Source organism: Lacticaseibacillus salsurivasis (assembly GCF_036246225.1).
Classification (GTDB): domain Bacteria; phylum Bacillota; class Bacilli; order Lactobacillales; family Lactobacillaceae; genus Lacticaseibacillus; species Lacticaseibacillus salsurivasis.
Genome location: NZ_BTTP01000001.1, coordinates 20,446 through 36,144, shown reverse-complemented (window position 1 = coordinate 36,144; position 15,699 = coordinate 20,446). Strand labels below are relative to the sequence as shown.

Genomic DNA, 15,699 nt, shown 5'->3' with positions numbered 1-15,699 from the left:
TTTCAGAAAGAGGTTAGAGTTTGGCTGCAAAAAAGCAAAATCCCATGCTGGTGGTTGCCATTGTGGCGCTAATGTCGTTTCTTGGCATCTTGACCGAAACCGCCATGAATACGACTTTTCCGACCTTGATGGCCGACTTCCACGTATCGCTCAGCACCGTGCAGTGGGTCACATCTGGCTACCTGCTGACGGCGGCCTTAATCATGCTCACTTCAGCTTACATGAAACGGCGCTTTACGAACCGGCAACTTTTCGTCTGGGGCGCGCTGCTTTTTTCCTTAGGGGATTTACTGTGTGCCACGGCGGTGATTTTCCCGCAAATGTTGCTCGGCCGCTTGATTCAAGCTGGCTGCGTTGGCCTGTGCACGCCCCTGATGGTCAATATCATCTTGGATGTCGTGCCGCGCGCCAAACTCGGAGTGTACCTTGGCATTGCTAACTTAATCATCTTGATTGCCCCAGCCCTCGGTCCAACCTTTGGCGGCGCGCTGGCGGCGATGGGCAGCTGGCGGCTGATTTTCTGGATTACCTTGCCCCTGGCGTTAGTGCTCATGGTGCTTGGCCAAAGCCAAATCAAGCAATACACCAAGGCTGAACCCCTGGCCTTTGACTGGACGCGCTTTGGGCTGCTCGCTACCGCTTTAATCGCCTTGGTCGTTGGACTGACTACTTTTGGCGATGGTCACTGGGCATTGGCGTTCGGCCTACTGGCACTGATGCTGGCGGCTGGTTGGGGCTTTCTACGGGTATCCCACACCAGTACGCGCTATCTGTTCTCGCTGCGCGTGTTCCATGAACCGGCCTTTTTGTTCAGTTTTTTACCTTATATCACCTTGCAATTTGCCAACGTTGGCTTAAACTTCCTGCTACCCAATTATGTGCAAGACGTCTTTTCCGCTACCGCGCTGGTGGGTGGCCTGATTTTACTGCCAGGTAGCGTCTTTAACGGCATCGGCCAACCGGTGTATGGCTGGATGCTGGACCGCTTTGGCGGCAAGCTGCCGCTATTGCTCGGCGCTAGCTTATTCACGGCTTCAATTCTCGTCTTTGCCGTGTTTGGCCCAGCGCTGGGCGTGGTTGGGGTGACTTGGGTGTACCTCGTCTTTGCCATTGGCCGGTCGATGGCCTTCAGTAATTCAGTTGCCTATGGCCTCAAAGGGCTGCCCAAGGACCTGCAAAATGACGCCAATGCCTTGTACAACACCGGCCAGCAAGTCGCGGGGGCAGTCGGCACCACTGTTTTATCGCTGATGATGACGATGATTAACCACCCAGGCTGGAGCAAAGCGCAGCAAGTCACCGCCGGCTCTAATGCCGCCTTTTGGCTCTTAGTCGCCCTAGGGCTAGTCGTGATTGGCCTGTTCTGGCGCTTACTCAAACCACAAGCGGCTTAGTCATTTGCTTGCCACTGCGGTACACTGAAGAAAACGATGCCTGATCAGGGAGGATTCATCATGCACTTATTCACCATTGCCGTTGCCCCAACCATAACCGTGCCTTCAGCCGCGACGTGGCCGATTAGCGAAGCACCCGCCGACTGGACGCAAATCGCAGCCACCGTTGGCTTAGCCGGTCCAGCCGGCATACCGGCGTTCAAAACCGCCGCTGATTGGCCGGCGATTGAACAAGCCGCATCGGCTTACGAACAAACACAACTTACCCCTTGGCTCGCGCGACTCTTAGAAGCTGCAGACGCGAATCAATTAGCCACCACCTGGGACGTTGGCGACGCCAAGGATCCTCTGCCACGGCCGCTGCTGACGCAGTATTTCAAGGAAGCCGGCGTGCTCAAAGCGGCGTCTATCACCGCCGCTTGGCTGCAGGAGCGACCACTGATTGCTCAGCCCGCCCAGGAATTCACGCGCCTGTTTGAAGCCGGCGCTGATGTCACCGCTGTCCTGCCAACTTATCGTCATTATGAGGGCATGACCATTCGCGAGCTGGCTTGGCAAATGAGCATCGACATCGAAGACTTGGAACTGCCTGAAGCGCTGGTTGCCAATGATCAAGCCGCGCTGCAAGCCGCAACGGCTGAGTTTGCCCAGCGTTACCCAGGTTTTGCCTTCACCATCTAAGGAGGCGCTTTGTGATCACCATTCAACCCCTTTCACCGCGTGATTTTCCCCAAGTCGTCACTTTCGCCATTGAGGGCATGCACTTTGACCGTTATTTTCAAAATCCGCTGATGCTACGGGCCTTTGGCTACTATTTCGTTGAACACGAATACGCCAACACCACTCAGGCACTTGGCGCCTATGAGGAGGGCCGGCTGGTGGGCGTGCTGCTTGCCAGCGAAACAGCGGCCCCAAAGCCTCACGCCACTTGGCTGCGGCGCCTCTTGGTCGGCAGTTATCAGCGTTTGATACGCGTTTTCGCGGGCCAAGGCACGCCCGCCTATGACGCCGCCAACGCCGACATGCTCGCGGCTTTCACCGCCAAAAAGCCGGCCGATGGCGAAATCAGTTTGCTCGCCACCGACCCGACGCTGCAAGGCCGCGGCATTGGCAGTCAGCTGCTGGAGGCGTTCGCACAAACCGCCAAAGGCAAACGGTACTTCCTCTATACCGACAGCGACTGCGTGTACCAGTTCTATGATCACCGCGGCTTTATTCGCGAGCAAACGCGCCAGATTGAGCTCACCCTAGGCGCCAAGCAATTTCCGCTGACCTGCATGCTTTATAGTCAAGTCTTTTAACCCCGCCATTGGCAGGGTTTTTCTTTTGCCCCACACAAAAACGCCGGCTGCAGCCGACGTTTCGGTAATCAGATTATAAAGCTTTGGCAATCGCTGCGTTGACTTGGTCTTTCTGATCCTCGATCAAAGCCACCCGCGTTGCAATCACTTTGGTGTCCATCTGGATTTCGCGACCCAGCCCTGGCACCTCAAGCTTCGGTTCGAAGAAGGCCTTGAACTCTGCCAAACGCTGAGCCGTATCGAAGCGGCTGGCCACTACGGTGATGTAGGTGGTGAATTCCATGTCGCCGCCGACCGTCTTGTTCAGCCAGTCCCATTCGTTGCGCAGCCAATCCCAAGCCAGTTGTTCACCGTGTGGGTTGGCCAACACGCCATGGAACCAGCTCCGCAGGTCTTGCGGCTTGATGGTATCAGCCTCTTCAAAGTAGGTCACAATTTGCTTCAAAATTACTTCGTCCTTGAAGGCTGGCGTTGCGTACATCAGGGCGTCTTTGACACTTGGATCGGCTGTCTTCCGGTACTCGGCGATGAAATGGTCGAACAGGGCCTGACTTGGATGCTGCTTAGCCTCATTCTTCAGGACATAAGGCCGAGCATCAGCTGACATGCCCGCAATATCGGTACTGGTATACAAAGCATGCGCATCGGCTTCGAAGTCAGCATTGTGGCCGAACGCGGCCCCATCCAGTATATATGGCCGGCCGATTTGGTCATCATTGGATTCGCCAGCCTTTGGCGTGAGGCCAAGGCGGGCATACTGGCCAGCAGATAACAGCTTGAAGAAGGCGCGCAATTGCTTGTCCGCTTCCGAATCCGGCGTGGTGAATTTCTGCAGGCGGCCGGCGGTTTGCATCACCGCGGTAATGACGATGTTGCTGGTGTCATCCTTGAACGTCTTCAGCAGCGGCACAATGTCGGCATAAGAAATCACGCCTGCTTCGGCCTGGAGCCGCATATCTTGCAACAGCTGCAGCTTGGAAATAGCATCAAAGTCAGCCGCTTCGCTGAGCAGGTCGGCCATCAAGGTGTCATCGTACTTCACGATGAAGTGCGAGTTGTTGCCGACGTTCAGGCGGAAAGCTTTGCCTGCTTCAGCGCGCAAGGTCTTGTAGTCGCCCAAGGTCACCGTTTTTTCGCTCATAATCTGCGGTGCAGCGGCGTAGTTGCTTTCCAGCGGAATCTGCCACTGGCGGCCAACTTCCTTGCCTTCACCGATGAAGAATTGCTGCTGGCTGAGCTGCAACTGACCGTCAACGATTTTAGCCGTGACCAGTGGATAACCAGGCTGTTCCAACCAGGAGGTCATGATGGCGCCCACATCGATCCCAGACGCTTCACCCAAGGCGGCCCAGAGATCGGCCCCTTTGGCGTTGCCGAACTTGTGGGCGTCAAAGTATGCCTTGAGGCCCTTGCGCAGGTTGTCGTCGCCGATCAAGGCGCGGACCATCACCAGTAGCCGTGAGCCTTTGGCGTACACAATCGCGCCGTCGAACACAGAATCGATGTCAGCAGGATCTTCGACGGCGACATGGACCGACTGCACACCATCCGTTGCATCCCGCTGCAAAGCAGCCGACGCTTCAGAAGTCTGGAACATTTCCCAAATGTGCCAATTTGGTTCCATGGCATCAACGCTCAGGTATTCCATCATGTTGGCAAAAGATTCATTGAGCCACAAGTCATCCCACCACTTCATGGTGACCAAATCGCCGAACCACTGGTGCGCCAGTTCGTGGGTGATGACGGTTGCGACCAGCTGCTTCATGCGCAAGGAAGTGTTGTCAGGATCCAGCGTCAGGTATGCCTCACGATAGGTGACCAGGCCCCAGTTTTCCATGGCGCCAGCAGAAAAGTCTGGCAAGGCCAACTGGTAGGAATGTGGTAGCGGGTATGGCGTTTCGTAAAAGTCTTCGTAGAATTCAATCGCCCGCTTGGCAATGTCCAAGGCAAAATCGAGTTCCTTTGGCTGGTGGGCTTTGGTGGCAAAAACGCCAATTTCCACGCCGCTCTTGGTTTTGGTCAGTTTCTTTTGCATATCGCCAAACGCGAAGGCCACCAGGTACGTGGACATGCGCATGGTGGTGTCAAAATAGTGCACCCCAGCTTCAACTTTCACTTCTGGCATGTTGGCAATGACGGTTTCGCCAGGTTGTTCGTCGAACTTCAATGCCAAGCTGAAGGTTGCCTTTGCTTCTGGTTCATCAACGCCTGGGAAGGCTTGGCGCGCAGCAGTGGATTCGAACTGGGTCCCAATCAGGAGCTGCTTTTCGCCATTGATTTCATAATAGGAAGGATAAATGCCCATCATGGTGTCGGTCAGCGGCGCCGTGTAATCAAGCGTCAACGTCACCGCGCCGGCTTGCGGCAACGTGATGTTGACAGTTTCAGCCTGGTCATCCACCGTAAACGGCACGGTTTGGCCATCGGCTTGCACGCTACTGATCTTCAGGTACTTTTGGTTCAGCGCGATGTTAGCCGCTTTGGCCTCGCCTTGAATCGTGGTTTTCCCAGTGATGGTTTTGGTGCCCCGGTCAACATCAATGAACAAGTCATAGTGTGCTGGCTGGAAAGTTTCGTATAAGTGTTTTGCCATTATTTTCCCTCCGAAATTTTATAATGATCCCATTATATACCCTATCGCAGACAAAAGGCCACCAAACCGGCAATCAGCCGCCGGGGTGGCCTCAATCCTACCGCCTACGGTTCCGCCTGCCACGCCAGATATTTCACTGCAATCTGGTGGCGCACTGCGTTGACCCGCTGCGGGCTAATGTTCAGGCGCAGGGCGATTTCGCGATTGGATAACTGTTCGCCATAGCGCAGGCCTAAGATGGTGCGTTCGCCGGGCGTCAAACGTGCTGCAAGAGCGGTCAACGTCTCAGCCACCAATAAGCCGCTGAGACTAGATTCCTGCCGCGCCGCGGTCATGGCGGCTACTTGGTGCCACTGCGCGCCGACTGTTTGCTCCAGCGCCTGGCGCCGCTGCCACTTCAGCCGGTGTTGCAGCAGGCCCAGATAAACGATTTTCCCGGCCAGCCGGTTAAATTTTTGCACCGCCGCTGGCTGATTCAAAGGTTCTTCATACTGCTGATAATACGCTAGGTACAGGAGCATCCCCTCCTGCCTCAAATCTTGATAGTCCGGCGTTTGCGGGCGCACGCCCAGCCTGCTCAAAGCATAGTAAACCACCCGCTGATGCTGCAGGTAAAACGCAAATGCTACTTGATTCGTCGCCACTGCGACCCCTTCTTGACGCCACCTTGGCCGAGGCGGCGAGGTGAATTTCATCACCGGTCATGATGAGGTCAGTGTAACGACGGGGCGCACAAATGAAAAAAGCGCATCAACCCCGCCGCAGCCGCCTGGTGACGCCTTTGCGCCTCGGCAAGGATGAGCTGCGACTTGATCTTACGTTGTTGGCGCCGCCTTCCTGCGCGTGAATTCGCTTAAGTTGAAGGGGCCAGTCCTATCTTAATCACCGCTAAAGTTAATTTGATGGCATCCTTGATCACCGGGGGCAACACGATATCGGCAGTTTGATCCCACATCCAGCCGGCAGTGGGCCCCGCTCGAAAATAAAAACTCGTTTGCGTTTCCGGTTCATACACCGTCAGTTTCCAGCTGGCCTCGGCCCCGCTCGCATCTTGAATTGCGCCGGCGATCAGCTCCAGCTGGGGAAACTGGACTTGAACGGCTTCTGCGACGGCCGCGATTTGCGCTTGATACGTCATTCGTGTCACCTCATGGTCATTGTAGCAGAATAACGAACATATGTTTGCTTCAAGCTTTTTTAAGCCGCTAATGGGACACAAAAAGACGCCGATGATAACATCAGCGTCCCACCAATTGATTCAAATCTGGCACTGCTTAACCGCAGTGGCAATCCTCAGACTGCGGAAAGTCCTTGCTGCAAACCAGCAGTAAGTCCCCGACTGCATCGGGCACTATCAAGCCAGCACTGGTCCGGCCTTGCAGTAAATACCCGGTGGCTCCAGCTTGCGCAAGCGGCGCCAAGAATTGTGCGCTCACTTGGTCGGCAAACGCATCCAGTGCCTCCGCCTGCAGCGAGCAGGCCAGCTGATCCGCTACCGGCGGCTCGCCTTGGATGCGGTACGCTAAAATGCTGTTCATGCCGATGCGCGCCATATCAAAGAAATCCTGCAAACGGCTGGCATCAATCACTCGCACCACTTGCTGCGGAGCAGTGGGGACAGCTGCCACTCTAGCGGTAATCGTTGCTGTATCTGGCATCATGAGGCCTTCTTCCTGTGTAATCGGTTCCAAAGCTAATATAGCACAACCACAGAGCGTCAGGCTTGATCAAATTGACTATTATACAGCTGAGTGTATGCCCCATTTTCGGCCAAGAGCTGCTCATGCGTGCCGCGCTCAATCACGCGGCCGTCATCAATCACCAAAATTTGGTCTGCATGCTGAATAGTGGACAGCCGGTGGGCAATGACAAAGCTGGTTTTATCCTGCATCAACGCCGTCATCGCGTGCTGGACATCGGCTTCCGTGTTGGAGTCAATCGAGGCCGTGGCCTCATCCAGCACCGAAACTGGCGCCTTGGCGATAAAGGCCCGCGCAATGCTGAGTAGCTGCCGCTGGCCTTGCGAGAGGTTGTGCGCATTTTCGGTCAGCACCGTGTCGTAACCTGCTGGCAGCTGGCGAATGAAGCCATCGGCGTGCGCATTTTGCGCCGCTTCAATCACCTCAGCATCGCTGGCGGTGGCGCGGCCGAGGCGAATGTTTTCCTTGATGGACAGGGAGAACATGAACGGCTCTTGTTGCACGACCGTGATCAACCGGCGCAAATCGGCACGGCGAAGCGTCGCCACATCCTGCCCGTCCAACAGCACCCGGCCGTGCTCCAGCGGGTACAAATTCGTGAGCAAATTCATGATGGTGGTTTTGCCCGCCCCGGTTTCGCCAACCAGCGCCACCATCTGTCCAGCCTTGGCGGTTAGATTAATATCGCGCAAAATCGGCCGGGTGTCATAGGCAAAATCCACATGGTCAAACGTGACATTGCCTTGGGTAGTGGTCACCGCCACCGCATCTGCTCGATCTTGTTCCCGCGGGGCATCGATCACCTCAAAAATGCGCTCGGCGGAAGCTAACGACAGCTGCAAGGTGTTCACGAGATCCAAAATATTATTGATGGGGCCGGTGAAGTTCCGCAGATAAATCAGGAACGTGAAAATCACCCCGACGGTAATGCCGCCGTGCCCGGCCAGAATGGACCAAGCGCCGACAAAGGTGATCAACAGATAAGCCACGTTATTGGTGGCATTGTTGATGGGGCCAAGAATGCTACTGAAAGCCTGCGCGCGAAAGGCCGCGTTGGTGTAGGTTTCATTGGTGGCATCAAACTTCGCAAGCGTCGCCGCTTGGTGGTCAAACAATTGCACCACCTGCTTACCAGAGACATTTTCTTCAATCTGACTGTTGAGCTCCCCTAGCGCTTGCTGCTGCGTCACAAATGCCTGCTGGGTGACTTTGGCCACCGCGCGGGTGACCAGGTAAGTCCCGCCTGAGCTCAAAAGCGCAATCAGCGTCAGCAGCGGCGAGAGGATCAGCATCGCCGCCCCCATGCCAATCACTGAGATAATCCCAGTGAAAAGCTGGACAAAAGTCTGCATCATCGCGGTATTAATGTTGTCCACGTCATTGGTCAGCCGGCTCATCACATCCCCATTGTCATGGGTGTCAAAATACCGCATCGGCAGGCGCTGCAGATTGGCAAAAATATCATGGCGAATGCGGGCCGAAGCCTGCTGCGCGACCTTGATGATCACCGCATTTTGAAAATACGTGAACACGCTGCTCAACGCATACATCCCGGCCAACAGTCCGCAGATCATGAAGAGTAACGGCAGCTTGGCTCGGGTGAGAAACTGGTCAATCACCACCCCGTTGACCCGGTTGCCGATAATCGTCGCCGCGGTGGTGAACACTGTCAGGCCGAACACCACCAGCAAGCGGCCTTTGGCAAAGCCCAAGTAGCCCAAAATGCGGCGGGTCGTTTGCCGCCAGTTTGTCAGTTGCACTTTTTCTTGATGCAGGCGCCTTGGCCCACGGCGATTAATCATCATAGCGCCCACCTCCTAACTGCGTTTGCACCAGCTGAGCATAAAATGGCGACTGTTTGACCAGGGCCTCATGCGAACCGGCAGCCGTGATGCGCCCTTCTTCTAGCACGATGATTTGATCGCAGTGCATGATGTTAGTCACGCGCTGCGAGATGATGACCGTGGTGCGGTCACGCCGCGTTTTGGTGAGCTGGGTCTGAATGGCGGCGTTAGTGGTTTGATCCACCGCACTGGTCGCATCATCCAGCACCAAAATATCGGCATCTGGCACCGCGGCGCGGGCAATGTTCAGCCGCTGCCGCTGCCCGCCAGAAAAATTCTTGCCGCTTTGTTCCACTGGTGCCTCGTATTGCGCCGGCAGCGGGTCAATAAAGCTCGTGGCGGCCGCTACCGTTGCGCCGGCCGTGAGCTGCGCCTGATTGGCCTCAGGCACCCCAAAGCGCAAATTAGAGGCAATCGTGCCGGAAAAGAGCATTGCCTCTTGCGTCGCCACGGTGACTTTGTGATGGAGCGCGGCTAAGTCGAGGTGCTGAATATCTACCCCACCGACTTCAATGGTGCCTTGATAATCATCAAAGGCGCGGGTCAACAGGTTGATTACCGACGACTTACCGCTGCCGGTGGTGCCGATGATGCCTAACCACTGACCGGCCGGCACGGTGAAGGTGATATCGTCCAAAATCGGCCTACTTTGTTGATACCCAAAAGTCACATGGTCAAACGTAATCGCGCTACCCGCCGGCGCATTGCTAGCAGAGCCGACTGGCACTTCACCGGTGGCTTCGGCAAGCACCGCCTGCACCCGGGCCGCCGAGGTAATGGCGCGAGAAAAAGCCGTGATGATGTTGACGGTCATCACCATCGCGTTGGTGATCTGAATCATGTAATTCACAAACGCAATGATTTGCCCATCCAAAATCACGCCGTTAACGTCCAGTTGGCCGCCGTAAGCCAGCGCCACCACCACGCCTAGGTTCAGCGCCAGTTGGATGATTGGGCTGAGCGGCACCGTGGCCAGCGAGGCGCGAATACTGCTATCCAGCAAGTCCGCGTTCGCTTGGTTGAACTGCGTCAGCTGGTGGTCTTCCAGCGTATACGCCTTAATCGTTTTGGCTCCTTGCAAATTTTCTCGCATCACGCGGTTCATGCCATCGACTTGCTGCTGCATGTGGGTGTACAAGGGAATACTGTGCTTCATCACCACTAGGATGAACACCGCCAAAAGCGGCATGATAATCAGCAAAATCGGCGCCAGGCGCGGCGACACAATCACAGCCATCACCATCCCGCCCAGCATCAGCATCGGTGCGCGCACCATCCCGCGCGTCACCATCATCACCAGATTTTGCATTTGGGTCACATCATTGGTAATCCGCGTGATCAAAGTCGCCGGGGTCAGCCCACCAGCTGCTCGGCTATTGAGCGCCACCGTCAGCATATGACTACGCAGCTTCTGCCCCATGTGCAAAGAAGCATAGTTGCCCAAAATACCGGCGGCACTGCCGGCAGCGACCCCGATCAAAGCAAACATCAGCATCAAAAGTGAGGTGCGGATGACAAAATGCAGGTCGCCTTTAGCCAGCCCGTGATCGATAATATCGGACATTAAAGTGGGCTGCTGCAGATCCGAAAACACTTCGACCAGCATCACCGCCGGCGCCAGAAAGAAGCACCAGCGCGCTCGCCCATGCATATGCGCCATCAATAATTTGAACACACCAACACCTCCGCAAAAAAGCGCCACTGATCCCGCAGCCTAGTAAGGACTAAGGAATCCGTGGCGCGTTATGAAAAACTCATTAAAATCATGTTAGCGCTAATCATTGCGATGTCAACTCATTTGACCCTCCCTAGCGACAGATTCCAGTTGGCAAACGTCAGGCAACTTGCTATAATACTAATGTTGTCGCCGCAATGGCGGAATTGGCAGACGCGCAGTGTTCAGGTCGCTGTATGGTTATCCATGTGCAGGTTCGACTCCTGTTTGCGGCAGCAGATAAGCCCCTCACTAACTTCGGTTGGTGAGAGGCTTTTTTAGGCTGCGGAGATAGGCCGGTTTTAGCGCGGAACGCGTACAGGCCGACATACGTTAGAAAGGCTAACCGTCCCCTAAGTGCGGCGGTCTTCGCAGCCTACTCTAGTTGCGCTCAGCGGGGCAGCGGGGGCGCGGCTAGCTGCGCTTTGAGCCTCACCGGCAAAAGCCGCCGGTGTGGCTCAAAGCTAGGCTATCAGTCCCCCTAAGTAGGCCCGCTTCGCAGCCTAAAAAAAAGCCCGCGCAATTGCGCGGGCCTGAGCATCCAGAGGGGACCAGATGCGATTAGATTTGGCCTTGTTCGTGCAGCTCCTTCTTGTAGCGAGCTTCTTCTTCTTCGTTGCAGTAAACGAAGTGGCCAGGTTTGATTTCGACAAACTTCGGCTTGTCGGTTTCATAGTGGTGCATGTTCGGATCATAGACATATGACTTGCGCGTCTTCGCCAGCTGCGGATCCGGTACCGGCACCGCAGATAGTAGCGCTTCGGTGTACGGGTGGATGGGGTTGGTGAACAACTCTTCCGTTTCTGCCAATTCCAAAATCCGGCCGGCGCGGATAACCGCGATCCGATCAGAAATGAAGCGCACAACCGACAAGTCATGAGCGATGAACAGGTAAGTAACGCCTTGTTCACGCTGGAACTTCTTCAGCAGGTTCAGCACCTGGGCGCGAATCGACACGTCCAAAGCCGAAATCGGTTCGTCCGCCACGACCAAGTCTGGTTCCATAATCAGCGCCCGGGCAATCCCAATCCGCTGCCGCTGGCCACCAGAGAATTCATGGGGATAACGGTAGAGCTGTTCTGGCAGCAGGCCGACTTCTTCCAGCATCGTGCGGACTTTCTTGATGCGGTCTTCTTCGGAGTCGAACAAGCCGTAGTTGTACAAGCCTTCAGAAATGATGTAGTCAACGGTGGCCCGGTCGTTCAAGGAAGCAGACGGGTCCTGGAAAATCATCTGAATTTTGCGTTCGATTTCGTGCTTACGCTTTTCCGAGATTTTACCGTTAATTTGCTGGCCTTCAAAGGTAATTGTCCCATTGGAGGTGGAGTTAATACCTAAGATGGCACGGCCAATGGTGGTTTTACCGGAACCGGATTCACCAACCAACGAGAAGGTTTCGCCTTTAAAAATGTCGAAGTTGACATCTTGCACGGCGACAAACTTATCTTTGCCGGCGCCAAAAGAAATTTCAAGATCCTTCAGAGAGAGTAGGACGTCTTTCTTATTCTCCATCGCTGTCTTTCCCTCCCAAATCTAGATTTTCCAAGTGTGACGCACTCATGACCTCAGACATCCGCTCATGCAGATTCTGAATCAGCTCCGGCTTTTCAGTCTTCGGGGCGCGCGGGTCAAGCAGCCACGTCTTGGCATAGTGGGTATCTGTGACTTTGAAAAATGGCGGTTCAGCCTTGAAATCGACCTTCATTGCCCACGGATCCCGTGGGGCAAAGGCATCACCCACAATATCTTTGTACAAAGATGGCGGGGTGCCAGGAATGGAGTAGAGTTGACCGCCGCGCTGCGCCAGTTGTGGCAGCGAGGACAGCAAGCTCCATGTATACGGGTGCTTTGGATCATAGAAGATCTCATCGCAAGTCCCGTATTCGATAATACGCCCAGAGTACATCACAGCAATGCGGTCAGCAATTGAAGCCACCACCCCTAAGTCATGGGTGATGAAGATAACCGTAAAGCCGTATTCTTTTTGCAGATCCTTGATCAGATCCAAGATTTGCGCCTGAATGGTCACATCCAGCGCCGTGGTCGGTTCGTCGCAGATCAGAATGTTCGGCCGGCAAGCCAGCGCCACCGCGATGACGATCCGCTGCCGCATACCGCCTGAATATTCGAAAGGATATTCGTTGTAACGGTCTGCTGCATTCGGAATGCCGGTGCGGTTCATCAAGTCGATGGCCAATTTCTTGGCTTCCGCCTTGCTCTTGTGCTGGTGCTTAACGATAACTTCGGCAATCTGCGAACCAATCGTCCGAATCGGATCCAGCGAAGTCATTGGGTCCTGGAAAATCGTGGCGATTTCGTTCCCCCGAATGCCTTCCCACTGCTTATCTTTCTTCAGTTCTTCGAGGTGCTTGCCATTGTAGACAATGGTCCCACCGGCAATTTCCCCGTTTTCTTCCAGCATCCCGGTAAACGTCTTGGTCAAAACCGACTTGCCCGAGCCGGATTCACCAACGATTGCCAGGACTTCACCTTCATAAAGATCCATTGAAACATGATGAATCGCCTTCAGCACCTGCCCACGAACGTGGAAGTGCACAGAGAGGTCATCAACTTCTAGAATTTTTTTTCGTTCTTCACTCATCGTTGTTCCCCCTCTTTACATGTGAGTTCTTGGATCTGACGCATCAGCAAGGCGCTGGCCAACCAGGTACAAGGAAACCGCAATCAAAGCCAGAACCAACACTGGCAGCCAAAACAGGTATGGATAGCTGACAATGTATGGTGCGTAAGTTTGAATCAAACGACCCAAGGATGGCACCGAGGCATTCAGCCCGACACCCAAGAAGGACAGGAACACTTCATATGAAATGAAGGATGGCAAGGACAGCGAAATCTGCGTCACGATGACGGAGGTCAGATAAGGCATGATATTGCGAATGACCATGCGGCCAAGCCCTGTCCCCAAGGTCTTGGAGGCGATGTTGTATTCGCGGTCACGCATAATCATGACCTGAACACGGATAAAGTAGGCAGTGCCTAGCCAGCCGGTGACCGTCATCGCGAAAATCAGGTTCCAGAACCCATTCCCGAAGGAGTAGGACAGAACAATGATGATCAGCAGTTGTGGCACGTTGGAAATCACGTTGTAGACTTCCAGCATGAACCGGTCAATGCCCTTGGAAGTGCCCCAAATGGCACCAACGGCCACCCCAATCACCGTGGTAATCAAGGTCGCAATCACGGAAATCGAAATCGAAGTTTTGGCCCCGGCCCAGATGGCATCGAACAGTGATTTCCCATCCATGTCAGTCCCGAACCAATACTTGGCACTAGGCCAGTTATACCGAGCGGCAAAGTCGTTGATGTTCGCCACATCGTTCAAGTTATACCCGGAAAACAGCGGCTGAATGAAGGACATCAGCAGGATAGCCAACATCAAGAACAGCAAGAAAATGGTCATTTTACTGGAGAAAAACGCGCGCCCTACAGAACCCCAGTAGGAATACTTTTCGGTGTCGAGTTTTTCTGAAGCCATTTCATCGATCTTCACCGCAGTAAAGTCGGAATCTAAAATTTCTGGTTGGTTTTGTGTGCTTTCAGCCATTCTTTATTCCTCCCCCTTCGATGAATCGGATGTCGACAATTTGATCCGTGGATCCACAATGACCATCAACAGGTCCCCAAGCAGGACAGACAGCACGGCCACGGTGGTAAAGATGAAGACCAGCGCAATAACAATCGAGTTGTTATGGGCAATGATGGAATCAGGCAACATCTTCCCCATCCCAGGCATGGCGAAGACTTCTTCAGTCATCGTTGCGCCACCGATCAGGCCAATGATGCTCCCAGGAATCCCTTGCACAATCGGAATCGAAGCATTCTTAAAGATATGCTTGGAGTAGATTTCCCCTTCGTTGAGCCCTTTGGCCTTGGCAAACTTCACGTAATCAGACTTTTGCTGATCAATCATGAAGCGCCGGAACCAAATGATCAACCCGGACACTTGCAGCAACCCTAAGATGACCGCTGGCAAAATCCAAGAAGATAGCACACTAGCGCCCAGGGTTGGGAAGGAGTCTGGTAGGCCGAACAGGGCTGAGCCAAGATAGCGGAAGGTGTAGATGAAGGCCAAACTCGGGACTGCAATCAGCAGCGTCACCACGAAGGTCCCACTACGGTCGAACCACTTGCCCTTTTTCCGGGCCATCAAAATTGCGACTGGAATTGAAACCACGTAGGAAATGACCAACGCAATCAAACCGGCGCGGAAAGAGGTCCCAATCATGGAAGGATCCCGCAAGTTTTGCTCGGTATCCGAGTAGTCATCACCGAACTGCTCACTGGCAGTGTCGCTCTTGCTGGTGCGGTACTGATATTGCCGGGTGTAAACGTCAGACGCAGTGTTCAAGGTCTGGCCGTTCTTAAACTTCTTTTGCACCGTCACGGTTGGGCCTTGGCGCCCGCCAATGACGTCCATGACAGATTCACCCGCATAAGTTGGGTACGAGGTCCCTAAGTTCAAGTGAATAAAGTTCTGATGAATGAATGGGAAGCTACCATTGAAGTAAATCTGATAACGATACTTGGTGCCTGAACCAACCAAGGCCCAGCCCACGGTCGGATCGTTTTCAATTTTCAGGTAGCGGGCTAAGTGTGGATTATTCTTGTCATGAATTGCCCATGGCGTGTCAATCTGGAACATGTTGCCATAGAAGCGGCCTAACCGTTCCCACAGCGGCAATTCCCGAATGGCGTAATAGTCCTTGCTTTGCTTGTAGCGCTTAAGTTCATAGTTGTTTTTCTTAGCCCATTTCTCGAACTGGGCTTTATTAGAGGCAGTATGGGCGGATGTCACCGTCACTTTAGGATTGGCTTTTTCGACGTCCTTGATCAGCGCCTTGGTGTCGAGATAGTCAAGATAATTCATTTTTGCGTACGCATTATTCTTGTAGTCGGTCAGCTTGTCTGGCGTCGCAGCCAGTTTCTGAATCATCAGGTCGCTTTTGAAGACGTCTCGTCGTGGAATCATCGAGTAGATCACGATATAAGTCAACGTGGTAACCAAGAAGATACTCAGAATCGACCGAAGTACGCGAAAGAACAGGTACTTCTTCATGTTGCGGTTCCCCCTCTATGCTCAATTAAAGCAAAAGAGCTAGTCACATAGTGTGCTAGCCCTTTCACACGTCTAA

The 15,699-nt window shown here is 54.1% G+C and carries 13 protein-coding genes and 1 tRNA gene; 4 read left to right on the top strand and 10 right to left on the bottom strand.

Translation table 11 applies throughout. The features are described 5' to 3' along the window. Window positions 1–44 precede the first annotated feature (44 nt). From AAA927_RS00175 to AAA927_RS00165, 3 genes are read left to right on the top strand one after another with little or no spacing between them, the layout of a single operon-like run. On the top strand, window positions 45–1,394 hold the full coding sequence (locus AAA927_RS00175; RefSeq protein WP_338215314.1) for an MFS transporter: 1,350 nt from the start codon (window positions 45–47) through the stop codon (window positions 1,392–1,394). 60 nt (window positions 1,395–1,454) lie between these two features. Beyond that, a complete protein-coding gene (locus tag AAA927_RS00170) occupies window positions 1,455–2,075 on the top strand; it encodes a hypothetical protein (RefSeq protein ID WP_338214583.1) in 621 nt (206 codons plus the stop codon). Window positions 2,076–2,086: 11 nt separating this feature from the next. Continuing rightward, entirely contained in the window at window positions 2,087–2,695 is a 609-nt protein-coding gene (locus AAA927_RS00165; RefSeq protein ID WP_338214581.1) for a GNAT family N-acetyltransferase, read from the top strand. Window positions 2,696–2,768: 73 nt separating this feature from the next. Here the strand turns inward: AAA927_RS00165 and AAA927_RS00160 are convergent, their stop codons facing one another. The 6 genes from AAA927_RS00160 to AAA927_RS00135 all read right to left on the bottom strand — a co-directional run bounded on the left by AAA927_RS00160 (window position 2,769) and on the right by AAA927_RS00135 (window position 10,507). Beyond that, window positions 2,769–5,288, bottom strand: a complete 2,520-nt coding sequence (locus AAA927_RS00160; protein WP_338214579.1) for a M1 family metallopeptidase — start codon at window positions 5,286–5,288, stop codon at window positions 2,769–2,771. A gap of 104 nt (window positions 5,289–5,392) precedes the next feature. Further along, complete coding sequence (locus tag AAA927_RS00155) at window positions 5,393–5,932, bottom strand: RNA polymerase sigma factor (RefSeq protein ID WP_338214577.1); 540 nt, start codon at window positions 5,930–5,932, stop codon at window positions 5,393–5,395. A 209-nt stretch (window positions 5,933–6,141) separates the two neighbouring features. Beyond that, the gene (locus AAA927_RS00150) at window positions 6,142–6,426 is read right to left on the bottom strand and encodes a hypothetical protein (RefSeq protein WP_338214575.1); all 285 of its coding nucleotides are present in this window, start codon (window positions 6,424–6,426) and stop codon (window positions 6,142–6,144) included. Between the two features lie 136 nt (window positions 6,427–6,562). Then, window positions 6,563–6,946: a hypothetical protein gene (locus AAA927_RS00145; protein WP_338214573.1), complete on the bottom strand. Its 384-nt coding sequence runs from the start codon at window positions 6,944–6,946 to the stop codon at window positions 6,563–6,565. Window positions 6,947–7,005: 59 nt separating this feature from the next. Beyond that, entirely contained in the window at window positions 7,006–8,790 is a 1,785-nt protein-coding gene (locus AAA927_RS00140; protein ID WP_338215312.1) for an ABC transporter ATP-binding protein, read from the bottom strand. After that, on the bottom strand, window positions 8,783–10,507 hold the full coding sequence (locus AAA927_RS00135; protein ID WP_338214571.1) for an ABC transporter ATP-binding protein: 1,725 nt from the start codon (window positions 10,505–10,507) through the stop codon (window positions 8,783–8,785). The genes AAA927_RS00140 and AAA927_RS00135 overlap by 8 nt, the downstream gene beginning before the upstream one ends. Before the next feature lie 191 nt (window positions 10,508–10,698). Here AAA927_RS00135 and AAA927_RS00130 point away from each other — a divergent pair. Further along, window positions 10,699–10,782: transfer RNA gene (locus AAA927_RS00130), tRNA-Leu, on the top strand. Window positions 10,783–11,107: 325 nt separating this feature from the next. Here the strand turns inward: AAA927_RS00130 and AAA927_RS00125 are convergent. The 4 genes from AAA927_RS00125 to AAA927_RS00110 are packed head-to-tail and all read right to left on the bottom strand — an operon-like array spanning window position 11,108 to window position 15,623. Beyond that, window positions 11,108–12,058 (bottom strand): ATP-binding cassette domain-containing protein, encoded by a 951-nt coding sequence (locus AAA927_RS00125; RefSeq protein ID WP_125581293.1) that lies wholly within the window; start codon window positions 12,056–12,058, stop codon window positions 11,108–11,110. Then, window positions 12,048–13,148 carry an ABC transporter ATP-binding protein gene (locus AAA927_RS00120; RefSeq protein WP_125581295.1) on the bottom strand — a complete coding sequence of 367 codons (1,101 nt, stop codon included), beginning with the start codon at window positions 13,146–13,148 and terminating at the stop codon, window positions 12,048–12,050. The genes AAA927_RS00125 and AAA927_RS00120 overlap by 11 nt, the downstream gene beginning before the upstream one ends. A gap of 15 nt (window positions 13,149–13,163) precedes the next feature. Then, a complete protein-coding gene (gene oppC, locus AAA927_RS00115; protein ID WP_338214567.1) occupies window positions 13,164–14,111 on the bottom strand; it encodes an oligopeptide ABC transporter permease OppC in 948 nt (315 codons plus the stop codon). A gap of 3 nt (window positions 14,112–14,114) precedes the next feature. Next, window positions 14,115–15,623 (bottom strand): ABC transporter permease, encoded by a 1,509-nt coding sequence (locus tag AAA927_RS00110; protein WP_338214565.1) that lies wholly within the window; start codon window positions 15,621–15,623, stop codon window positions 14,115–14,117. Between the last annotated feature and the right edge of the window lie 76 nt (window positions 15,624–15,699).